General features: G+C 34.5%; 24 protein-coding genes and 1 pseudogene. 1 reads left to right on the forward strand and 24 read right to left on the reverse strand.

The window, feature by feature from the left end; all coding sequences use genetic code 11:
• Positions 1–220 precede the first annotated feature (220 nt).
• The 24 genes and pseudogenes from DET63_RS27380 to DET63_RS27500 all read right to left on the reverse strand — a co-directional run bounded on the left by DET63_RS27380 (position 221) and on the right by DET63_RS27500 (position 21,046).
• Positions 221–1,456 (reverse strand): N-acetylmuramoyl-L-alanine amidase, encoded by a 1,236-nt coding sequence (locus DET63_RS27380; RefSeq protein ID WP_113938423.1) that lies wholly within the window; start codon positions 1,454–1,456, stop codon positions 221–223.
• Positions 1,457–1,904: 448 nt separating this feature from the next.
• Positions 1,905–2,146 (reverse strand): annotated as a pseudogene (locus tag DET63_RS30865) (Ger(x)C family spore germination protein); the annotation flags it as partial.
• 83 nt (positions 2,147–2,229) lie between these two features.
• The gene (locus DET63_RS27390) at positions 2,230–3,177 is read right to left on the reverse strand and encodes a DNA-binding domain-containing protein (RefSeq protein WP_002086473.1); all 948 of its coding nucleotides are present in this window, start codon (positions 3,175–3,177) and stop codon (positions 2,230–2,232) included.
• 491 nt (positions 3,178–3,668) lie between these two features.
• Positions 3,669–4,577, reverse strand: coding sequence for a chemotaxis protein (locus DET63_RS27395; protein WP_002030950.1), 909 nt, complete (start codon positions 4,575–4,577; stop codon positions 3,669–3,671).
• Between the two features lie 124 nt (positions 4,578–4,701).
• Positions 4,702–5,187 carry a LysR family transcriptional regulator gene (locus DET63_RS27400; RefSeq protein ID WP_113938424.1) on the reverse strand — a complete coding sequence of 162 codons (486 nt, stop codon included), beginning with the start codon at positions 5,185–5,187 and terminating at the stop codon, positions 4,702–4,704.
• A gap of 389 nt (positions 5,188–5,576) precedes the next feature.
• A complete protein-coding gene (locus tag DET63_RS27405) occupies positions 5,577–5,912 on the reverse strand; it encodes a DUF3964 family protein (protein WP_113938425.1) in 336 nt (111 codons plus the stop codon).
• Between the two features lie 49 nt (positions 5,913–5,961).
• Positions 5,962–7,185, reverse strand: coding sequence for a flagellar hook protein FlgE (locus DET63_RS27410; RefSeq protein WP_002126594.1), 1,224 nt, complete (start codon positions 7,183–7,185; stop codon positions 5,962–5,964).
• A 16-nt stretch (positions 7,186–7,201) separates the two neighbouring features.
• A complete protein-coding gene (locus tag DET63_RS27415) occupies positions 7,202–7,780 on the reverse strand; it encodes a flagellar hook assembly protein FlgD (protein WP_113938426.1) in 579 nt (192 codons plus the stop codon).
• A 3-nt stretch (positions 7,781–7,783) separates the two neighbouring features.
• Positions 7,784–8,893 (reverse strand): flagellar hook-length control protein FliK, encoded by a 1,110-nt coding sequence (locus tag DET63_RS27420; protein ID WP_113938427.1) that lies wholly within the window; start codon positions 8,891–8,893, stop codon positions 7,784–7,786.
• Between the two features lie 10 nt (positions 8,894–8,903).
• Positions 8,904–9,314, reverse strand: a complete 411-nt coding sequence (locus DET63_RS27425; protein ID WP_002012036.1) for a hypothetical protein — start codon at positions 9,312–9,314, stop codon at positions 8,904–8,906.
• Positions 9,315–9,429: 115 nt separating this feature from the next.
• On the reverse strand, positions 9,430–10,734 hold the full coding sequence (gene fliI, locus DET63_RS27430) for a flagellar protein export ATPase FliI (protein ID WP_113938428.1): 1,305 nt from the start codon (positions 10,732–10,734) through the stop codon (positions 9,430–9,432).
• Complete coding sequence (locus DET63_RS27435) at positions 10,731–11,417, reverse strand: FliH/SctL family protein (protein ID WP_113938429.1); 687 nt, start codon at positions 11,415–11,417, stop codon at positions 10,731–10,733. The genes fliI and DET63_RS27435 overlap by 4 nt, the downstream gene beginning before the upstream one ends.
• Positions 11,404–12,408: a flagellar motor switch protein FliG gene (gene fliG / locus DET63_RS27440; protein ID WP_002030936.1), complete on the reverse strand. Its 1,005-nt coding sequence runs from the start codon at positions 12,406–12,408 to the stop codon at positions 11,404–11,406. Before fliG ends, DET63_RS27435 begins: the two co-directional genes overlap by 14 nt.
• 13 nt (positions 12,409–12,421) lie before the next feature.
• Entirely contained in the window at positions 12,422–13,996 is a 1,575-nt protein-coding gene (fliF, locus tag DET63_RS27445; RefSeq protein WP_085310191.1) for a flagellar basal-body MS-ring/collar protein FliF, read from the reverse strand.
• Between the two features lie 22 nt (positions 13,997–14,018).
• Positions 14,019–14,318: a flagellar hook-basal body complex protein FliE gene (gene fliE, locus DET63_RS27450; RefSeq protein ID WP_002064631.1), complete on the reverse strand. Its 300-nt coding sequence runs from the start codon at positions 14,316–14,318 to the stop codon at positions 14,019–14,021.
• A gap of 17 nt (positions 14,319–14,335) precedes the next feature.
• Complete coding sequence (flgC, locus tag DET63_RS27455) at positions 14,336–14,749, reverse strand: flagellar basal body rod protein FlgC (protein ID WP_113938430.1); 414 nt, start codon at positions 14,747–14,749, stop codon at positions 14,336–14,338.
• Positions 14,750–14,769: 20 nt separating this feature from the next.
• Entirely contained in the window at positions 14,770–15,255 is a 486-nt protein-coding gene (gene flgB, locus DET63_RS27460; protein WP_002012047.1) for a flagellar basal body rod protein FlgB, read from the reverse strand.
• Positions 15,256–15,598: 343 nt separating this feature from the next.
• Positions 15,599–15,871 (reverse strand): hypothetical protein, encoded by a 273-nt coding sequence (locus DET63_RS27470; protein WP_002086494.1) that lies wholly within the window; start codon positions 15,869–15,871, stop codon positions 15,599–15,601.
• The gene (locus DET63_RS27475) at positions 15,861–16,229 is read right to left on the reverse strand and encodes a flagellar export chaperone FliS (RefSeq protein ID WP_002086495.1); all 369 of its coding nucleotides are present in this window, start codon (positions 16,227–16,229) and stop codon (positions 15,861–15,863) included. The genes DET63_RS27470 and DET63_RS27475 overlap by 11 nt, the downstream gene beginning before the upstream one ends.
• 22 nt (positions 16,230–16,251) lie before the next feature.
• Positions 16,252–17,631 (reverse strand): flagellar hook-associated protein 2, encoded by a 1,380-nt coding sequence (locus DET63_RS27480; RefSeq protein WP_002086496.1) that lies wholly within the window; start codon positions 17,629–17,631, stop codon positions 16,252–16,254.
• A gap of 19 nt (positions 17,632–17,650) precedes the next feature.
• On the reverse strand, positions 17,651–18,514 hold the full coding sequence (locus DET63_RS27485; protein WP_002149158.1) for a flagellar hook-associated protein 3: 864 nt from the start codon (positions 18,512–18,514) through the stop codon (positions 17,651–17,653).
• Between the two features lie 283 nt (positions 18,515–18,797).
• Positions 18,798–20,096: a flagellar hook-associated protein FlgK gene (flgK, locus tag DET63_RS27490; protein WP_002141110.1), complete on the reverse strand. Its 1,299-nt coding sequence runs from the start codon at positions 20,094–20,096 to the stop codon at positions 18,798–18,800.
• A gap of 17 nt (positions 20,097–20,113) precedes the next feature.
• Positions 20,114–20,566 (reverse strand): flagellar export chaperone FlgN, encoded by a 453-nt coding sequence (gene flgN / locus DET63_RS27495; RefSeq protein WP_113938431.1) that lies wholly within the window; start codon positions 20,564–20,566, stop codon positions 20,114–20,116.
• A gap of 15 nt (positions 20,567–20,581) precedes the next feature.
• Positions 20,582–21,046 carry a YaaR family protein gene (locus tag DET63_RS27500; protein ID WP_113938432.1) on the reverse strand — a complete coding sequence of 155 codons (465 nt, stop codon included), beginning with the start codon at positions 21,044–21,046 and terminating at the stop codon, positions 20,582–20,584.
• Between the two features lie 143 nt (positions 21,047–21,189).
• Here DET63_RS27500 and DET63_RS27505 point away from each other — a divergent pair, with 143 nt between their 5' ends.
• Positions 21,190–21,687, forward strand: a complete 498-nt coding sequence (locus tag DET63_RS27505) for a flagellar motor switch protein FliG (protein WP_113938433.1) — start codon at positions 21,190–21,192, stop codon at positions 21,685–21,687.

Genomic DNA, 21,687 nt, shown 5'->3' on the forward strand with positions numbered 1-21,687 from the left:
AATAATGAATGTAGGTGTATGCCCCTATCTATTTATCTTTTTTTCTTCATAACTTCTATAGTATTCATTAAGTACGCTAACTTAAACACCGACTTATTTATAATCCTTAATAAGTCGGCGCCAGTATACACTATAAAACTAAAACACATTACAAATAACAAAATTATACTTTAGCAATTTATAAATTACTTATTCCTAGAATTACTAAATTCCCTTTTACTTATTTCAACCTATATTCAGATACATTATTTCCTTTCCATTCATAATAATCTAAAATCCCTTCATAAATGGCTTGTGCTGCAATCTGTCTACCGTTTGCCGTAGATAGTTTACTGTAATCGATACCATTATCTATAAAAGCCAGTTCCGTTAACACAGCTGGCATGCCGTTTTCTCTTATAACATGAAGATCTCCATGTTTAACGCCTCTATCACGTGTTTGAAGGGCCTCTACTAAACGTGCTTGGATTTTTTCCGCTAACACATGACTTTCTTCCACATGAGGATTTGTTTTTTCGGATTCAGAAGATTTATAATAGTATGTTTCCGTTCCTTTTGCATTACCATTATAAGCATTTGCATGAATACTTATAAAGATATCCCCCTGATTTTGCTTAGCAAATTTAACACGTTCCTGTAAAGAGCTTTTTTGATCATGTCCAGGTCTAGTATCAGATTCACGAGTTAATAAAACTGTAAATGGTGTATGTTTTTCAAGCAATTGTTGTAGGCGTAAGGAAGTGTCTAATACAATTTTACTTTCAGGCAATCCCTTTGTGGCTTTTCCAGGATCTTCGCCACCATGTCCAGGATCAATAATGATTGTTTTATTTTCTAAAGGATTTTTCGGACTGGATTGAAGGTTATCTGTTTTGGCAGTAAGTTGTGCGGCTTCTGCACGTGTTATGAATTTATTTGGTTGCCAGCCGTTATCTGTACCAACTGAAATTTTTAAATCAATTAAAATATTGGCGAATTTTTCACCCCAATGCCCTTTTAAATCTTCAAATTTACTTTGTCCATTGCTAGTGCTTATATTTTGTAATTTATATGCATTCACTAGCATGGTAGCCATAGCAGCACGAGTAACTTTTCCAGAAGGATTAAATATTCCATTTCCTTCACCTTTAATTATTCCTGCTTTTTCAGCTGCGGCAATGTATGGCGTTCCCCAGTGGTTTTGTGAATCTGTAAAAGATGGTTTTGCATTTAAGTCAATATGTATACCAAGGGCCTTTGTCATAATTGTTGCCGCAGAAGCCCTATCTAATGTATCGCTTGAACCAAAAGTTCCATCTGGATAACCACTCAATACTTTTTTATCAACTAAATAATTAACGGATTTGTCAGCCCATGCAGGAACATCTGGGAATTTATGAGTATTTGCAAATGTACTAGATGAATAGGATAGTAGACTTCCAGCAAGAATTCCTGTAGCAATTAATTTGTATTTCAAAATGTAACACCTCTAAAAAATTATTACAACTTGGTAAATATATCATTTATAGTTAATCTTTAAATAATACGACCTAGAATAAAGAATAGATTAAATACGTATTATCACTATATTAAATATAATAAATACAAATCGAACTATTATTCCGAAAAGAATCCTGAGACATACACTTATAGATAGAGACTATTAAATATATTAACCAACGTCGTGTAACCAGTATAGTTACTTATGTGTACGAGTGTCAATTAAAAAAACCTTACATTTTTGTAAGATAACCATGTTAATTATGTAGTAAGTAATTATTATATAATATGAATAATTACTCGGTATAATAAAATAATAATCTTATATTTTAAACAAATATTGATTATTTTGGTAGGCAAATAACTTATAACAGCCACCTTTTTGGCTATGCTTTGGAATCCTACTTTACTCTTCAATTCTCCGTATTAAAAGTTTGTTGATGAAATGTAATAACAACTGTACGATTATACAACTTATTCACCTCAATTAAATCAGTTAAATCTTGATGAAGAGTCGGTTTATCTTTAAAATCATTATGTATTAAGTCCTTTCACAGTGACAATACGCATATTCCCAGTATTTTTCTGATGACAATACTACAAAGTATGACCTAGCTCCTTCCTTTTGTAAAAATTTTTGATTTACTAAAATTAATTGTAACTTTTCCTCTGTCCGAAACAATTCCATACAAAACAAAAGGGAAATACATATACACTATGTATCTCCCTTTTATTTTGTACCCAATTTTTTTATTGTGTTACGGTCATAACTTGTCCACTACGGTCAACCATAATTTTCATTTTTCCGTCTTGAGCGTTATATAACCCTAGCTTATGTAGATCTTGTTTGCATTCTTTTACGAAGTAAGGCAATGTACGAATTTGATCGATATCAGAGCTCGTAATAAAATGAATTAAATGATGCGTCATCTCTTTAATATCATGAACGAGTTCTTCCTTCTCTCGTTTTAATCTTTCATTTTCAGCTCGTAATGAATGTAATTCGCCTTCAAGACCACGTGCATTCTTTTCATCTTTTGAACGCTCTGCCGCCATACTAGAAAGCTTATAGATTCCCTCCATGAACTGATGCAATTCGTGTTCTCTCTTTTCACTACATTGACTAATTGTTTCAAAGTTATCCACGATGCCAGACATAACTGTTACGAGGCTTTTTTCATCTTCTTCATTTCGAACGTCTTCATTTACTTCCTGCTTGCTTTCTTGTTTTGTTTCAACAATTGTCTCTTTTACAGGTGTATACTTACGTTTTCGCCCCGGCTTTTGTTTTTCAATATTTTCAAACGGCATCTCTTGTTTTTTTAATTTATAATACGTGTTTTGCAATTGACTTTCCGTTTTTCGGAAAAGATTCAGTTCATTTTTACTAACATATTTTGAAATATTTGCGATGTTTAACCCATGACGTTGACAAAATTGATACACTTCATACAATAGTTCTAGTTCAGACTTCAACCAAGTAATCGCTGATTTTTCATATACTCGCATACCGCCATTTTTTTCTATATCTATTTGAAATAATACCATTCTATTATATAAATCGATTAGCTCTTCATACCTGACTTGGAATTGTTTCTCTATTTTTTTAAATTCCGCCTCTAATTTCATATCGTTCGTTTTATTATTTGACATGTTTTGTAAAAGACTTAATACATTGATTGCTGTGTGGTGATACATAATATGTGTCACTCCCCCTCATCCTTTCACAATTCTCATATGACTCCCATGCCCTTTAAGAAAATAGAAATTTTTACATATCCATATTATAACATTTCGAAATTATCTGTCAAATAATTAACATATAAAAAGGTATAAAAAGTATCGAAATAAAAAATGATTTTTAACAAATATTAAAAAATAAAAAATAGCTAAGCAAAATATTATATCAGAAAAATTCTACTTAATTATATTATATGGTATTCCTAATATATTTTCACCGAAAAAGTTTGCGCCACCACGAAATCTTATAGATGAAATAATTGAACATCATGTAAGAAAACCCTCACCTTTACTATAAAGGTGAGGGTTTTACACAACGCTAATTAATTAACCGAAAGAATGACCATTATTACCACGGTGGCTACAGAAAAACAAAAATATCTCAGAAACACTCTACCTTTCTGTCTTTACACACATGGCTGGCTCCTCTCTTCCAACTAAAAGAAGCTTTATAGTACTAACTTATCAACTAGCCCGATTAATTCTTGGATATCTGGCTTACTCACTTGAGCATTCGCTCCTACCGCTTCACCTTTATGGAATAATTCATTTGTAATTAATGAAGAGAAAATAATGACTGGTAATTGATTCATTACTTCACTATCTTTAATTACTTTCGTTAAATGGTGTCCATCCATTTTCGGCATTTCAATATCTGTAATAAGCAGGTGAATATGTTCATACATTTTTTCACCTTGCTCTTTTGCTAATTTTTCGATTTGAGCTAATGCTTCTGCACCATTACTGAAGAAGTTCATTTTCGTATATCCAGCTGATGATAATGTTTCTTCTAGTATTTGACGAAGCATCGCTGAATCTTCTGCAATATAAATAACTTTTTCAGCTCGATCTGTTTTTTGCTCTAATCCTGCAAGTGATTTATTGTCATAACCAGTACCGCTAATTTCACATACAATTTTTTCATAATCTAATAGTAAAATGATTTTCCCATCTAGTTTTACAATACCAGATGTCGTTTCTTCTAGTCCCATAGATAATGAAGCTGGTTCATCAATTTGTTCCCATGAAATACGTTGAATACGATGCACTTCATCAACACGGAAAATAACTTTCATTTGGTTTAATTCTGAAATGATAAATTTCGTTTGATCAAGTGGTTTTATAGATTTTAAATTAAGAGCCGTTGCTAAGTTAATAACAGGTAAAATTTCACCACGTACTTGAACAACACCTTCAACTGCATGATGAGATTCTGGCACAGTTGTAACTGGGAATGGGTTAATGATTTCACGTACTTTCATTACATTAATACTAAATAGGTTTTCACCAACAGTGTACGTTACGATTTCTAATTCGTTTGTTCCGCTTTCTAATAAAATACTTTGTGCTTGTGACATAAAGGTGTCGCTCCCCTTCCATTAATTCCGTATATCTAATTATTAAGCTTTATCAAAACCGAAAAGTCAACTACCTACATAAAAAATATAGATAGTCGAACGATTCATTTATTATAAAAAACACTTAATCTTGTATAAACGAAGCAAGTGCCTCTAATAACACCTCTTGTGCCCCTACAATTTCTGTCGGCATTGCTTCCCATTTTTTCGAAAGTTCCGTTTCCACTCTTATTCTTAGCTCCGGATTCATTTCTCCTAGCACATATTCCTTTGTCGCTATATCAACATCAAGTAGCGCAAGTGCATATAACTCCGGATCGTTTATTTTTTTAAATACTTGTTTCAATACCGCCGGTGCTATATGTTTTAACTTTTCAATGTGAATTTCCTTATCAGAAAATAGTAACTCATATTGAATATACGTAACATTTTCTTTAATAACTTTAAAATAGCAATTATTTTTTTTATCATTTACAAAATAACCGTTCGGATCTGCAATAATACTCTCTACTTGACGTATTAAATTAGGTAAACTACTCGCCGCCATTACAGTACGTTGCTCAATCTCACTTGGCGAAATGAATGTAACGCGATACTTATTCTGCGCCATCCTCCTCACCTCTCCTTTTATATAAACTTAGTCTAATTGTACAATATAGCACAACTATCTTAAATTAATCTAACTCTATTTCAAATCATTGCTCCTAGAATCAGAGAAATCCTCTCTCCAAAAAGTGAAGAGGCACCACCTAAACACTTGGATTACAGCCTCTCCAACTACCTTAGAACTACTCCATATCTCTACAACATGCGAGCCACTCATAAGCACTGTCGCTACTACAATCCGGTGAGCCTACCAATCTCATTCATGGCTCCCAGCCTCTTCAACTAACCTAGAACCACTCCATATCTCTGGTATTACAACATGCGAGACACTCCATATGCACTGACCGCTACTAAACATCGCTGGGCCCTCTCTCAAAACCTAAAAGAAAGCTTTTAAGCCCCTTTCAACAACTCAATGTTATTGAACCAAAAAGCAAGCTGCTGATCCGTAATATCCGGCAACATAACGAAAAACTCACGGCACTTCATCTCATCTTTAAACATTTGATACTTCCAAACACCACTACTACCAATACTTACGAAGTAAAACTCGTGTATACGGCCAATGATTGCTTGTTTTTCACCAAACGAATATGGAGGCACTTGTTTGATTTCAAATTGATCCGGTAAATATACATGCTCTTCTCGTTCTATTTTTAACACTTGCTCAGCAAGCTCACGTTTATTTTCGAAAAAAGGCAATTGTAAAATTCGCTCTTGTCTTGTCATACGAATATAAAACCCTTCCTACTACGTTACAATTTTTCTTTACGATTTATTATCGAATTAAGTTCACAACTTCATTTAATACTTCATCTGAAATTTTGATTACTTTCGCATTTCCTTGGAATCCGCGTTGGTATAACATTAAATCAACGAATTCTACAGATAAATCTACGTTTGCACCTTCTTGTGCACTACCGCGTACTTTTCCTGCACCATTTTGACCAGATACACCCATTGCTAAAATACCAGTTGTATTTGTCGCTGTGTAGTTACCATTACCATTTTTCATTAAGCCGCCTTCGTTCGGGAACATCGCAACAGCTAATTGACCCGCAGCTTTCATACTTCCATCAGAATATTTTACCATCACATATCCACCGTCAGCAATAAAGCAATCTTTAACAGTCGCTGCCGCTCTACCATCTACGTCTGTTACTGCTAATGTTTTCTCTGTCGGATGATTTGTTAATTTACTAAAATCTAAATTTACTGTTCCGCCATTAAATGGAATAGACGCTCCAGGGTTTTGCTGATTTGGCTTTCCTACCGCATCGAATGTTACATCACCGCCTGCGCCTTGAACCTCTTTAAACTCTGTTTCTTTTTTCGAGTCGTTACGCATATGTACTGTATATTTATAATTATGTTCACTAGTTTGTGTAAATTCTACACGCATTGTCCATGTATTACCGGCATCATCGTACGCAGGCAATTCTTGCGTAATCTGTTTTGCATCGGCTGGAATATTCCCTCCAACAACTCCTTTTGATGTTCGAATACCACCGATTGCTGATCCCATTGGAATTTGCAACGGTCCTGGAATACCAGATAAATCAACTTCACCAGTTGCTGCATTTGCAGGATATGCAAATACATATTGTCCTTCTGTATTCGTAATATAGTAATCTGAAGATATTCCAAATGTACCTTTACGCGTAAATTCCGTGTTGCCGCCTTTGGAATCGCCAACCACGAAGAAACCATTACCTTCCATTGCTGCTTGTGTTTTACCACCAGTTAGCGTAATTGTACCATCGCTATAATCCGTAACTGTTCCGCTCATTTTCACACCGTTACCGATACTTTTCGGGTTCGTCCCTGCGTATTTATCGTCGCCTTTTGAACCAATTGAATTGTTATACAGTAAATCATCAAACATTGCTTTTTGTTTTTTATAACCAACTGTTTGTGCATTGGCAATATTATTTGAAGTTACACTTAATGCATTTTGTGTTGCATTCATCCCTGTAATACTTGTATATAACGCTTTAATCATAACGTATGTACACTCCTTATGAATTTGTAGTTTTTACTTCTTCAGTTACTTTTTGATCGTCGTTCTTTGCATCTTCTGGATTCGTTTCTCCAATCGGTTTATCAGACACCCTCTCAACAAAGCGAAGGGATACAATCTTATTATCAATAACGAGCTGTACATCATTATTTTCCGCAAGGCGAACTGTCTCTACTTGACCAGTTACTTTTTTACCGTCACCGTCGATCCCTCTTACGTATTTCCCTAAAAACTTCATTCCGCCATCAAGCGCTGTCGAATACATCGTCGTTCTTAAAGAATCAACTGCTTTTGTCATATTTTGCACTTGTTCCATAAGAGATAACTGCGCTGTTTGGTTCATCATTTGATTCATATCCATCGCATTAAATGGATCTTGGTGCTGGAAACTCGATAAAAACAATTTTAGGAAATCATCTTTCCCCATTACACCAGGAGTCTTTTGCTCTCCTGCTGAAACTCCATTTGTTTGTTGAACTGGCGATTGTACACCGTTAACAGGTACATTACTTTTTTGCGCTCCTGCTTGTAACGGAATATGATTTGTACTCGTTGTATTTAATCCAACTGTTGGCACGCTTTATTCCTCCAATAATCCCGCAAATTCTTTTGATTGTTGTTTCTCATGTTTCGTATTTGCAAATTTTTGTTTTTGCCTTTGCTCTTGTTCTCGCTGTTCTTTACGTTGTTCATCTTTTTCTGAATAACTTATTTGAATATTAATTTCTTTTTCTTTTAATTTCAGCTTCAATTCGTCAAAAATTATTTCAACACGCTTTTTCGCATCGTGTTTTTCCATTTCTACATGGACTTCAATTTGATCTCCATGCTTTTTCATAAATACAGTTAATGAACCAAGTTTCTCTGGATTTAGCTGGAATAAAACACGTTCTTGTTTCACTACAAACTTTTGCAGAGCCTCTACTTGTGCTTCCATTTTCTTGCCTAAGTCAGGTAATGTAACCTTTTCAGCTCCACTATTTTGTTTTCCTATTTGATCAGTCCCCGTTGCCTTATTTAATAATTCAGCTCCGGCCGAACTTGAATCGTTTAATTGATCGACTTCTGGTAACTCTAACTTCACATCATCGCTTTCAGCTTTCTGGAGTTCTACTTCCTTAGACTCCTCTTGTTTCTTTGCGATATTACAAGTTTCTGATTCTACGGCTTTTAATACTTGCAACGTTTGCTCTGGCATCGTCACCTTGTCTAGCGCCATTTGCATTGTATCTTCTAAACATATGGCATTTTTAATATTCATATTAGAAAAAAGCTCTTGTAATTGCTGTAATTCAGCTGCGGGCAATTCATTCATTTTAATATTTCCGTATTCTTTATATAACGCCTGTATTTTTTGTATGTATTGATATAACAATTCTGGCTGCACACGCAATTGCTCAATTGCAACCATCTGCTCAGATACAGCTAACAATAACTGTTCTGTCTCTTTCTTTTCTTCTTTCTTTACAATCGGCTCTTCTTTCGTTACCGTTTTTTTTGCGAGATTATATTCTTTCTTCTCTTCTTCTGGTGCTTCTTCTCGTTTCGTTTTCTCCGTTTTCGGCTGTTTTTTATTTTCAATTCTCATTGCATTATCGAATGAAGAATTTTCATTTTTCGATTGTACTTCTAGCCCTTTTTCTTTTTGCGGAGGTAAACTTTGCTGCACCGGTAATACAAACTGTATCACTACATCCACCTCATCCGTTCATACACATTTTTAAATCAAGAAGCATTTTTTCTTCCAGCTTTTCTTTTACTTTCGCAAGCTTCTTACAATCTTCTTCATACATTTCATCAATGACACGTTCTTTTTCTTTTATTTGCTCTAAAAAGCTTTCGTTTTTTTGAATAAAACCTTCTGTTTTTTTAATTTTTCGATTCCATTCTTCTATTCTTTCAGGTGAAAATGTATGTGATGAAAGCATACCAGCCATAATACGTTGTCCCGTTTGTACAACCTTATTGCGTGATTTCACAACATATAGATCATATTCTTTTTTTTGTTCTATTTTTCTTTTTTCAGCTGTTAGTTCGTACACTTCTTTCAAGATATGTTCTTTCTCTTGATTAATCTGCAATTTAATCGTGTCGTACTGCTGCTTATCCACCCGTTTTCATAGCCCCTTCCTATTATAACGTTACCTTTTTCTATTATATAGTTTTTTTACAAAAAAATCTGTGAAATATTAAAATCAAAAAAATAAGACCTCAAAGGGCGAGGTCCTATACAATATGGTGCATCGCTTGGACAATATCTTCAAAATGAAAACTATCCGTTCGACCTTGTTTTAAAAACGTATTTATAGCTTCTACTTTATTTTTACATTCAAAAATATAAGCATTTTCTTCATTCTCTTGAATTGTTCCTAGTTTAAAATACAATTCATTCTCTTTATAAATAGATAAAATTTTTCTCATTTCATTTGCAAGTCGCCAATGATTCGGCGATACGATTTCTTCCATAATCCTACTTACCGAATCTAATACCGAAATGGCAGGGTAATGACTAAGAGTTGCGAGCTCACGTTTTAATACAATATGTCCATCTAAAATACCACGAGCTAAATCTGGTACAGGACCATTTAAATCATCACCATCAACTAACACTGTATAAATACCTGTTATTGACCCTTTTTTCGTTTTTCCTGATCGTTCTAATAACTTTTTCATATAACTTTCCATTAACAGTGTTTTACCACCGATCGGTAATTCCTTTACCGCAATATCAACACTTCGGCGTGCATCAGCAAAACGAGTAACAGAATCCATCATAAGTAGTACGTTATTACCTTGGTCACGGAAATATTCAGCAATAGATGTTGCAAGCTTAGCCGCACGAAGTTGCATAAGGTGACTTTCATCTGACGTTGCTACAACAACGACACTTTTTTTCATACCTTCTTCGCCTAATTCTTTTCGAATAAAGTCTTTTACTTCTCGGCCACGTTCTCCTACTAAACTAATAACGTTAATATCAGCTTTTGCGTTTTTCGCAATCATTCCAAGCAAGGTAGATTTACCAACACCCGATCCTGCGAAAATACCAATCTTTTGACCAATCCCAACCGTTAACATGGAATCAATCGATTTAATTCCCGTTTCAAATACATCTGTAATTTCTTCACGCTCAAATGCATGAATCGGCGGTGCATCTAATTTTATTTTTTGTAGTGGAATGTTTTCAGTGTTCTCATTTAACACTTCACCATTCGCACTTAACACTTTCCCAAGTAAATGATTACCACGAGGTACAACAACATCTTCTTCAATTAATGTAACTGCATCTCCGTAACATACTTTTTCTGTCTGTCCAAATGGAAGTAGCATATTATTTTCTTTTTCAATCGCAATTACTTCACATAAGACACTATGTTCTCCAACGAGACAAACATCTCCAATCTTTGCTTTCGGACCTTTCGCTACAAAAAACTGCTCTTGTACACTATGAACTTTGCCAACTTTCGTATAAAACGGTCTTTCAATAAATGTATTCCATTTATTATGTTCATTCATTAGCTCGTTGTTCATACATTTTGCTCCTCAAATAACTTCTCTTCTTCCCACTTATGACGAAGCTTCGCAAATATAGGCGCAAATTTAAACTCAAAAAACTCTTTCTCTTCTTCCAGAACAAATTCGCCAAACTGTAAAGAAAAATCATACTTCCATTCTACTAATTGTAGTAGCCAATACTCTTTCGTATTTTCTTTCTCTTCTTGTATACGTTCAAATGTTTCTGGATGAACCGTTATAATTAATTTTTCAAATGAAGTAGGCAATGTTTGCACGATGCCTGTTAAAATCGGCAAAACGTCTAATAAGCGCGAATCTACCGCTTGATTCACTACTTTTTCTGCTAACTGAAAAGATTGATTCCATAATAGCTCTGTCCATTCGTATGCTGTTTCTTGTTGTTCTTTTTGAAACTGTATACGCGCTGCTTCCATCTGTTCCATTTGTTCATGAATATGCATTTGAAACTGTTCTTTATCTTGCAACAACTGCTGACGCTCTCGTTCTAGCATTTGCTGCTGCTGCCTTAGCTGATTCATTTCAATATGTAATGCATCTTGCTGTGCAAGAAGTTCTGCATGATCCACTTGTCTCTCTTCTTCAATGTGAACTGATACTGGTTTCGGAAATTGTAATTCATACGTTTCTTCAGAAAAAGAAACAGAATTCTTCGGAATTCTGTTTTTAAATAAGGACATCATCTTCACCTCTTTGAACGATAATTCTTCCTTCTTTTTCTAACTTTTTCACCGTACCTGTAATCGTTTGTTGTGCTTTTTCAGCATCCGTCATCTTAAGCGGCCCTAAGCCATCTAACTCTTCAAGAATCATCTCTCTACGGTTTGAAGACATACATGTAAATAGTTTCTCTTTAATTTCTTCTTTTGCAATTTTAAGTGCTTTCGCGATAACACCGTTATCTGTAATTTCCTCTAATACACGGCGAAGCGCAAGATCCTCAAGACCAAGTAAGTCTTCAAAGACAAACATATTTTCTTTAATTTTCTCAGATAACGCATAATCGACTTCATCCAGCTTTTGAAAGACTGTTTTTTCAACACCTCGTGAAACATTATTTAAAATGTTCACTATTGTTTTCAATCCATCTGTTTTATTAATAGCACTAAATGCCATATTATTTAATTTTGCTTTTAATAACTCACCAATTTGATTAATTAATTCACCATCTACTTGTTCAAGCTTTGCAATACCCATTACCGTCTCTACACGTTTATGATCTGGTAATCTCTCAATTAATTGAGAAGCAAGTTGCGGCTTAATATAAGAAGCAATAATCGCTATCGTTTGTGGCGATTCATCATTAAGCACTGTAAGAAGTGGCTCTAAATCTGTAAGTGAATTTAAGAATTCAAATGGATTATCTTTGTTATACCAAAGGTCTTCCAATAATTTTTCCAACTCGTCTTCTGGCATATTTTTAAATATACGACGAATGTATTCTTTATCTGGAGTTACTAAATTCAACTCTTTTACATTTAGTTCGTACAAAAACTCCCCTAGTACATTTTCTAACGTTTCTGGTTTATATACACGAAACTTCGCGATTTCGCGAAGTAACACTTCTTTTTCCTCAGCCGTCATATATTCAATGACTTTTGCTGCCACCTCTTCGTTTAATGTACGAATGAGGATGGCAGCTTTCTCTTTGGAGGAGATTTCATCTAACATTGTTTTTCCTCCCTTACTGTCCGTTTAACCATTTTTTAATTACTTTTGCAGTACCTTCTACATGCTCTTTCGTCGCTTCCTGCACTTGATCATCTAATGTAGGTTCTGATGGTTCTACCGGTTCTGGCTTTGGCTCTGGTACTATTTTTTCTTCAGGAATTTCCAGGATACTTTCATTACTTGCAGCAATTTCTTCTTCTGCTAAGTATTCTTCATATTCCTCTTCCTCTCTCTTTTTCTTACGTCTTGCTAAGAAGAACCATACTAGGCCAATTAGTGCTAGCAAGCCAGCTGTAATTCCACCGAATAACCACCAGTTCATACCACTTTTTTCTGGCTCTTTCTCTTTTTCAACTTTCGGCTGGTCGAACTGAACAGTTACAACGTTAACTTGACCGTTTGTAAAGTTTCCATTCGGATCAGCTTGCAGCCCAGCTGCTGTGCCAATCGCTTCTTTAAATGTTGTCATATCAATTTTTCGTTTTACTAACGTATCGTTATCTACCCATACAACAACATTTGTTTTTGTTAATTCCGGATGTTTCTTAATTGTTTCAACTGTTTTATCTATTTCATAGTTTTCAATTTTGTTACCATTTTTATTATCGTAGACAACTTTACCGTTTTGATTATTGTTCGTACCGTAGTTCGGCACTTCACCGTTCGCTGTAATACCCGCACCTTGCTTCGTATCTGCTCCTTCTTGCGCAGTAGAACTTTCCTCTTGCTCTTGTTTACTGCGAAGTACACCTTTATCGCCATATTTTTCTGACTGACGTGTAACTTCATCGTAGTTTACAGACACTTTCGTATTCACTTTATATTCATTTGATTTAAACATCGTCATTAACGTTGCGTCAATATCTTGCTTTAATTTACCTTCAATTTGATGCTGCATCTCTACTTCTTTTTCATAAGAAGAGGAACTGTTAGAATGCGCTTCATCTGTTCCTTTTGAGATGATACCTTTTTTACTATCAATAACACTTACTTCTTCTGCTTTCACCCCAGGAACTGCAGCACTTATCATTTGCTGTATACCCGCAACTTGATCAGCTGTTAATAGTTGTCCACGTTTCACACCAACAGTTATCGCCGCTGTTCCTTTTGCTTTTTCTTCATCAAAAATTGTTTCTTTTTCAGGTAATGTAATTTGCACATTTGCCGTTTCAACTGTCGCGAAGTTTCGTACAATATCTTGCTCCAATTGCTTTTTCGTGCCGACAATCTGCTTCATTTTCTTATCTTGTTCACTTGAACCGAGTGAGCTTTCTAATAGAATTTCCTCACCGCTTTTTGAATTAAACGGCAAGCCCATTCCATTCATTTCTTTTCGAACCCATGGAGCATCGTTCTTTTGCACTCGAATCGAACCATCGGCTGCTAATTGGTAATCAACACCTAGCTTCGATAATTCTGCTGTAATCTCTTGCTTATCTGTATCATTTAAATTTTGATATACAACAACATATTTATCTGGCAAGGTGAAGTATAAAAGTGCTCCTGTTGCAATCGCTAAAAGCGCAGCACCAATCACTAACTTATGCCACGTTTTCAACGATTGGAAAACATTTTTTATCTTTTCCATTTAAATACACCCGTCCATTTTCCTAAATTTGCATATTAATTAGTGACTTATAATTTTCAATAAGATTATCGCGTACGAGAGCAGCTGTTTTCATTTGTGATTCAGCTTTCTTCTGCTGAATTAAAACGTCATGCGTTTCTCCTACCCCTTTTGTCAGTAAATCATATACTGCTGTTTGGGCATTATTTTGCGTTTGATTCATATCTTCCAATAAATCAATAAACTTTTTGCCTTCAACTACAGATGTTTCTGAAGTTTTCTGTGTGCCAATCGGCTGAATCGCTCCAAATGGCTGTGTATTTAACATTGGTTGAATTTTCATATTTCCCCTCTTCCCTCTTATCCTCGGCCGATTTCTAAATCTTTATCGAGCATTTTTTTGTTCGCATTTAATACGCTTGTATTTGCTTCATACATTTTTTGAGCAACCATTACATTCGTCATCTCAGCTGTCACATCAATGTTCGGATAACGTACATATCCTTCTTCATTTGCATGCGGATGCGTCGGATCATACACAAGATTTTCATTTCGATCCGTTTCAATACTTTTTATTTTCACTCCGTTAGTAGGAGCTCCATCTAGCATACTTGCAAAACTATTATTTGATTCTAATACTACACTTCGACGGTGATACGGCTCTGCACCCGGTGCTCCCGTCGTATTTACATTTACGATATTGTTAGAAGTAACTTCCATCCATTTTCTCGCTGTAGTTAGCCCTGAACCACTTGCATTAATTGCCTGAAACATCTTTGTCTCTCCTTTTACTATTAACGTCCACGTGCTGCTTGGTTAATAGCGTATTGCGTATTAATTGCATTAATTGAAACACCGTATAATTGGTTTGTCTTCATTAAATCTAGCATTTCTGTCGTTACATCAACACTGTTTCCATCTTTATTCGTTTGCATTGATTTCGTTTGAATCTTTGCGTATGTATTTTTCGTATTTGCTGTCGGTAAGTGCATTACATTCGTTTGATATAAATCTGGATTACTCTTTAAATCCGCAGCATTTTTTTTGTATAATGCACTGCTCATATTCATTTGCTCAGCAAATGTTACATCTTGTGCTTTATAGCCAGGTGTATTCGCATTTGCAATATTACTAGAAACCGTATTTCGCTTCGTTACTAAATAGTTCATATAATGACTTACATCACTAACTAAATCTGGCATATTCCACACCCTTCCTTTTCCATCATGCTCGTTTAGCGCATGATCATCCACTGATGGAAGTTTCACTTTATTATTCATTTTCCTATATGTATTTATTTATTAAAATATTATCTATTTTGTACCCTTACATATTTTATTCCATTTTTCCATTGTTGTCTTTAGAAAAATACAAAAATATAAAAAAGAATATAAAAAACTGTATACGCGTAGTAATCCATGTAACATTTTGATATATAAACAATAAAAAAGAGCTTCCATACACTTCTCTCCATAAAATAAAGACATCTTATTTTTCATTGTTTGGATTATTACCATTCTTTTTATTACAGTCATAAAGTGAAACCTCAATCAGCGGAACGCTTTATTCAAACAATGGAATGGATCCCCTTTTAAAAGGGGTATCCATTTCCATACTTTCCTATTAAAATTTACCGTAAAACGAATTCGCTTTCATTCGTCCATCATTTGTCATAATCATTTCTTCCAAAATCTTTTGCTTATCTCGAATATGCTGTGCTGCCTTAATTATTAATGGACTCACTTCCGCTGCAACATCTGCGCGCGTCTCTTCATCCAATGTCATCATCCAGCGATTTAACATTGCACTCTTCTCAGCAAATTCCCCATCTGATACTTGCAATTCTCCGATTTCATTAAAACAGCCGACAAACGCTCGATAAATATCATTGTTCATTTTCAAGTGCTCCGCGGTAACCGTCTATTAAATCTTGTAACACTTGCACAATCGCATCCATGTCTTTTACTTCACGCGTTACTTTCATCGTCTGAATTTGAATGCTAATCCAATCGTATAAACCAAATAGACTATCATATAAATCTTTAGTGATCTCTGGATTTAATTGAAGCTTTAACTCTTCAAAAATACGTTCTAATTTTTCAAGAAGCGCGTCTCCTTCTTGCAATTTAAAACTATTTAAAAGTTCTTCTAAATTACGAAACTCAACGATACATCTTTCATAAATAAAAATTGTGTTTTTAATTGGATTACTCGTCATAATATCATTTTGCATATAACGTTGCCATGCTTGCATACAATCACTTCCTTAACTTTCATTAATCATCACTTTTTTGTTTTGTCATTGCTTTAATTGTTTTCAGCTGGCTATCAAGCGCCGCTAATGTACTTTCTAATTTTTGATACTTTTTCACAATTTCATCTTGCTTTTGCAAGTTTTGCTTCTCAATATCTCTAATCTTTTTATCTAAATCACTTACACGTGAGTCAATGTTCTTTACTCGCTCTCCGACTACACCTTTATCACCAAATAGTCTTTCAAGTGGCTCTTCCATCATTTTACCTAAACCGTTAGAACCAAAGAAAAATTGCTTCGCTGCATCTGGTTTTTCTTTTAGTGCTTGTGTTAATTTTTCTTCATTAACTTCCATCGTCCCATCTTGCTTTAATTGGATACCAAATGAAAATAAATAATTATCATCTTGCGAGAATGTCACGACGTTATTCAACGCTTGACGTACGCTTTGCATAATTACCTGTCCTTGGAAAACTCCATCTTTCCCAGCAAAAAGATCCACTGTAGAAACTGCTTTATTATACTCTGCTACCATCTTTTTAATAATATTGGCTGCGTCTGTTACGTTGGAATCACTTACCGTAAATTTTAATTCTACACCTTTTGCTTTTGGATCTGTTGTTGTACCTGCATCTGGTGTTCCTTCTACTTTCGGCTCAGTCACCTTTAACAATTCAATTTTCACGCCCGGAAGAGCTTCAATTGTATTTGTAAAACTTTCAGCTCCAATACCATTAATACTATATTTGGCATTTTGTGCTTCATTAATTGTATTGACTGCTGTCCCATCCGCCTTAACTAAACCAATATCTTGAAACAGTGTAGATGTGTTCCCTGAAAAATCAATTTTCCCATCTGTTCCTTCTTTTTTCGAGGACATAAAAATTTTATCTCCAAGTGTATAAGCCGATACGCCATAATCTCCATCATTAATTTTATTTATTAAATCTTTATATGTCATATCAGTTGTTACTTTTAGATCTTTACCGCCTAGTTTTAATGTTTCATCTTTAGGAAGTTTTGCATTTATATCAGCAATCTTATTAGAAGCTATTTGATGACGCTGCGCAAGCTGTGTAATCGTCATATTAAAAGTCCCTGCAATCGCTCCACCATCAGCTTTTACATTAATGTAACCGTCTTGTGTCGTTGTAACTTTTTTCTCATTCCCTTTAAAAGCTGCTAAATCTTTAAACACTTGAGTAAAAGGGGTAAATTGTGTCTTTAAACTTGCATATACTTGTTTATCTTGCGTAAGTTGTTGCTTCTCAGTAGTATATGGTGTTTTTCTCATATCTAATGCTTGCATTTCTAATTCTACAAAGTTAGATGTATCGATCATATTATTTCCGAGGTTCCAAATCTGTTGTCTACCACCAATACCTGTTAACGTCCCTGCCATATTTCTCACTCCTTATTGTTTACATGTAATCTAAAATGCTCGTTTTACTCATCGTACTAACTGCTTTAAGCGTTGCTTCATAAGTTGCATTAATATAAGCTAGGTCAGAAATTGCTACCGCTAAATCAACATCTTCAATTTCTTTACGATTTTCTTGAAGCGCTAAATTTTGCTCGCTTAAAATCGTTTTAAACGTCTCCATTGTGTTCATTGTTGAACCAACTTCAGTTGTGCGGTTAATGATGCTATCTAAGTTTTTCTTATTTTCGCCTAATAATGGTTGCAAAGCTTTTTGATCACCGTTATTCAGCGCTTCACTCATCTGTTTTAACGTTTTTATAACTGGTGATAATAATTCTTCTCCGTTACGAAATGCTTTTAATTCATAGCCATCATTTAGTTGCCAGTTCACATCATTTTTTCCACCTTGATACGTACCATCCTCTGTGAATGGAACTTGTTCAGCGCTATCACCACCGAAAATATAACGGCCTTGCTCTTTCGTATTCGCTAAATACACAACTTGTTTTAAAATTTGATCAATCTCTGCACCGATTGCCTTCAATTCTTTTTCGCTATTCGTTCCATTTAACGCTTGTACTGTTAATTGATCCGCTCTTGTTAAAGATTTAAAAACACCTTGTAAAGTATTTTCAGTTTGTGTTAATACATTTTTCGAATCCGCTAAATCTTTTTGCATTTGTTCAATATTTGCTAACGAATGCTGAATCGCAAATGATTTACTTGCCGCAAGTGGGTCTTCGCTCATAAGAAGATTTTTCTTCCCAGAAGTTACTTGATTTCGATGATATTGCTGTTGCACATTCAAATCCATCATCTGATTCTTTGCCCAGTTTGCATTTTGAAATGTAGATACTCTCATCTTTACCTTCTCCTTTATCTATATTTGAATTGGCGCGAAGAAGAAACCGCACCTATATAAAGCTATCCTCTTCCCTCATAAAAAAAGACTTTTTCGTTTTCATTTAATTTACATGGGGGAGGACGCTTGCTAAACATGGCTATTCTCCCCCTTAACTTCCCATTCAACCATCACATATCTCTGGTCTAACATGGCTTGGTCCACTAAAAGGCTCTGTCCGCTTCTACCCTGCGCCGGACCCTCTCTTCCATCACAAAAAAAGCTTTTTCGATCCTTCTACATGTTATCTAATAATCGAAAACAAACTATCAAACACTTCATTCATCGTCGTAATAGCTTTAGAGTTTGCGACAAAATATTTTTGGAAAGCCATTAAATTAACCATTTCTTCTTCCATATTTACGCCTTCAATACTCATTTTTTCTTGTTGAATACCTTCTAATAAATCTTTATGAATATTTTGATAAGCATTCACTGCACTTTTATCAGAAGCTACACCAACTATAAATTGGTCTAATGCTTGTTTATAAGAAAGACCTTCTTTATAATCTCCATCTGTAATTCCTGCTAGTTTATTTGCTGTTTCAGCGGAGATTTTCATTTTCGAAACATCTTTTGCGAATTCAGGGTTTAACTGAATATCTTTCGCATGATCTCCAACGAAGAAATCTTTTCCCATCACTGTATTCACTTGACCTTTTACAGAACTCATTAATTCTTCAAGGTTTTTCTTATAACTAGCAATCTTCGCTTTCGTATCTATCGCTGATTGAATTGCTCCACCATTTAAAGGAATATCCGATCCATAAATCGCAACAGACATTGGTTCTTTTTCTTTATTTAATTGAAGTGGATATGTATCTTGTCCATTTACTGTTAAAACACCATTCATTCTAACACTCGCGATATTAGGATTCATAGATTCATAAGATACTTCGATATTGGCATACTTAGACATCTCTGTAACGATGCGATCACGTTCGTCTAATAGTTGATTAGGTACTTGTGTCCCCGCTTGTCCAATTTTTTTATTCGCCTCTGCTAAACTAGCACCAAGACGATTAAATTCATTCACATGTGCTTCAATATCTTCTGTCGTCTGTGCTTCTGCTGTATCTAAGTTTTTCGCAAGACGATTTATCTGACTTGTGAACTTCCCAGTTTCAGAAACTAATGTATCGTAGTAGTTTGGTTGTTCTGGATTTTTTGCAACTTCACGAAAAGCATTGAAGAATCCATCCATTAAACTAGATAATGAATTTTTCCCTGTCGTTCCTACCATAGACTCTACTCGTGATAAAGTAGAATTCATATATGCGTAGTAAGAGAACTGTGACAACTGATCATTAAATTGCTTCGTTTTCACTTCATCTGTAATACGGTCAACTCCTAATGTTTGTACACCATAACCGATTCTCTGTTCAGGCGTATGACCGTTACTTGCTCCAACAGATCCGTAATTTACCATTTGACGAACATAACCCGGCGTATGAATGTTAGATAAGTTTTGTTTTGTCGTTTGTAATCCCATTTGGGCCGCTAGCATACCAGATAACGGCGTATTATAATCAGATAATCTCATAATGCTTCACTTCTCCTTTACAATAGTTCATTCATAAAGATTTGCGAATTATTGTTTTTCTCCAAATTGTATTCAGAAACGGAATCCACAATACTTTCTGTAGTTTTTAATAGTACGTTTAAGTAATATTGATTTTTCAAAAGAATCATTTTTACATTTTCTTCTAATTCTTTTAAACTTTTTTGTATTTCTTCCATTTTTTCATTTTCTTCCTGTGAAAAATACGAAAATAGCGAACGCATACGCAACGGTTCAACTTGTTTTTCTTTACAAAGCTGAACAACCATTTCCTCAAAAGATCGCGATAATCCTTTAACACCTTCTATGTACTGCAATTGCTCTACTTGCAACTTTTGAACTGCATTTACATTTTTATTTTTTAAATTCTCATATATTTGTTCCCCAAGCGTTTGAATATTTTCATATGCCTTTTGAATAATAACGAGCTTTTCATATAATTGTATGTACATATAGCTTCCTTTCCTTTACAAGACTAAATTTACAATCAAACCATGAATTTCTCCAATTTGATTTAACATTTCTAAATGCCCTGTTTTCGTATTAATTAAATTCATAACATCTTCTAACTCAGTTAATCCCATTTCAACTTGTTTTACAATCGTCATTTTCTGCGAATATCCGTAACGCGGATGACGAGACATAACATCTTTATACTGCAATACGTTATCAACGTAAAAATTCAAAAATGATTTTACAGTATTTTTGTATTCCATTACATTATCGAGCGTTAACTCTAATTCGATTTTCTCTTTAATTTCTCCAATGTTATCAACAAGTGCTTCCATTTGTTCTAACAATTTATCGTTTTTCGGATCTGCATGCAAATTATCCGAAAAAGCAAGTCCTGTCCTGACATTTGCTTCTTTCGGCATTTGAGTAGCAGGCGGTATATGCGATAAAATTGGATTATGCGAGATAGAACGCAGCATATATATCACCTATTTATTTTTTTATTTCCTTCTAAACTTAATCGTAAAATCTAGTTATTTATAATTATACTCTGTACAATGATATTTTGCAGTTATTTTTTATAGAAGATATGTTACAATTTAGCATGAGGTGGCACAAATCTATGAATATTTTTCTTTGTGGTTCAAATCAATTAACAGCATTAGATCAGGAAGAAATAAAAAAATTTTTAATTGACTATGCTCACAAACATAAAATTTACATATTATGTTATAAAGCTATTGAAAATGAGGTTCTTCGTTTCTTCATTGAAAACGAAAGACTTGCTCAAAATTTATGTCTTTACACACTACAACCGTTACAAGTATTAACAGACGAATTTCAAGAAGTCGTTGATTACTTAAGAAAACACGGAGCCGAGTATATTACTTTTGATCATCCTTCCGACTCCATTTATCGATCAGATTATATGTTTTTTGTCAAGCAAATTGTCGAAGATACCGATTTAGTTCTCTGTTTTTATAACGGAGATAAACATACGTCTGTCATTCCCGTTGACGTTGCAAAAGAAGCAGGAATTGATGCTGTTATTTATGATTTACCAGGCTTACATGAAAAGCAGATGAAAAAAAGCTTTGAACAAAAAATTCGTATGATGTAA

The sequence above is a fragment of the Bacillus sp. DB-2 genome (genome assembly GCF_003315125.1).
In the GTDB taxonomy this organism is placed as follows: domain Bacteria; phylum Bacillota; class Bacilli; order Bacillales; family Bacillaceae_G; genus Bacillus_A; species Bacillus_A mycoides.

Coding starts and splice junctions, on each gene's coding strand:
- DET63_RS27435 (WP_113938429.1), bottom strand. CDS start 11,417: ATGTCCTTATTTAAAAACAGAATTCCGAAGAATTCTGTTTCTTTTTCT.
- DET63_RS27410 (WP_002126594.1), bottom strand. CDS start 7,185: ATGATTAAAGCGTTATATACAAGTATTACAGGGATGAATGCAACACAA.
- DET63_RS27400 (WP_113938424.1), bottom strand. CDS start 5,187: ATGGCGCAGAATAAGTATCGCGTTACATTCATTTCGCCAAGTGAGATT.
- DET63_RS27405 (WP_113938425.1), bottom strand. CDS start 5,912: ATGACAAGACAAGAGCGAATTTTACAATTGCCTTTTTTCGAAAATAAA.
- flgK (WP_002141110.1), bottom strand. CDS start 20,096: ATGAGATTATCTGATTATAATACGCCGTTATCTGGTATGCTAGCGGCC.
- flgC (WP_113938430.1), bottom strand. CDS start 14,749: ATGTTTCAGGCAATTAATGCAAGTGGTTCAGGGCTAACTACAGCGAGA.
- fliE (WP_002064631.1), bottom strand. CDS start 14,318: ATGAAAATTCAACCAATGTTAAATACACAGCCATTTGGAGCGATTCAG.
- fliG (WP_002030936.1), bottom strand. CDS start 12,408: ATGTTAGATGAAATCTCCTCCAAAGAGAAAGCTGCCATCCTCATTCGT.
- fliF (WP_085310191.1), bottom strand. CDS start 13,996: ATGGAAAAGATAAAAAATGTTTTCCAATCGTTGAAAACGTGGCATAAG.
- DET63_RS27500 (WP_113938432.1), bottom strand. CDS start 21,046: ATGCTGCGTTCTATCTCGCATAATCCAATTTTATCGCATATACCGCCT.
- flgN (WP_113938431.1), bottom strand. CDS start 20,566: ATGTACATACAATTATATGAAAAGCTCGTTATTATTCAAAAGGCATAT.
- DET63_RS27505 (WP_113938433.1), top strand. CDS start 21,190: ATGAATATTTTTCTTTGTGGTTCAAATCAATTAACAGCATTAGATCAG.
- DET63_RS27395 (WP_002030950.1), bottom strand. CDS start 4,577: ATGTCACAAGCACAAAGTATTTTATTAGAAAGCGGAACAAACGAATTA.
- flgB (WP_002012047.1), bottom strand. CDS start 15,255: ATGAATAATAAAGTGAAACTTCCATCAGTGGATGATCATGCGCTAAAC.
- fliI (WP_113938428.1), bottom strand. CDS start 10,734: ATGAACAACGAGCTAATGAATGAACATAATAAATGGAATACATTTATT.
- DET63_RS27470 (WP_002086494.1), bottom strand. CDS start 15,871: ATGAACAATGATATTTATCGAGCGTTTGTCGGCTGTTTTAATGAAATC.
- DET63_RS27485 (WP_002149158.1), bottom strand. CDS start 18,514: ATGAGAGTATCTACATTTCAAAATGCAAACTGGGCAAAGAATCAGATG.
- DET63_RS27480 (WP_002086496.1), bottom strand. CDS start 17,631: ATGGCAGGGACGTTAACAGGTATTGGTGGTAGACAACAGATTTGGAAC.
- DET63_RS27390 (WP_002086473.1), bottom strand. CDS start 3,177: ATGTATCACCACACAGCAATCAATGTATTAAGTCTTTTACAAAACATG.
- DET63_RS27475 (WP_002086495.1), bottom strand. CDS start 16,229: ATGCAAGCATGGCAACGTTATATGCAAAATGATATTATGACGAGTAAT.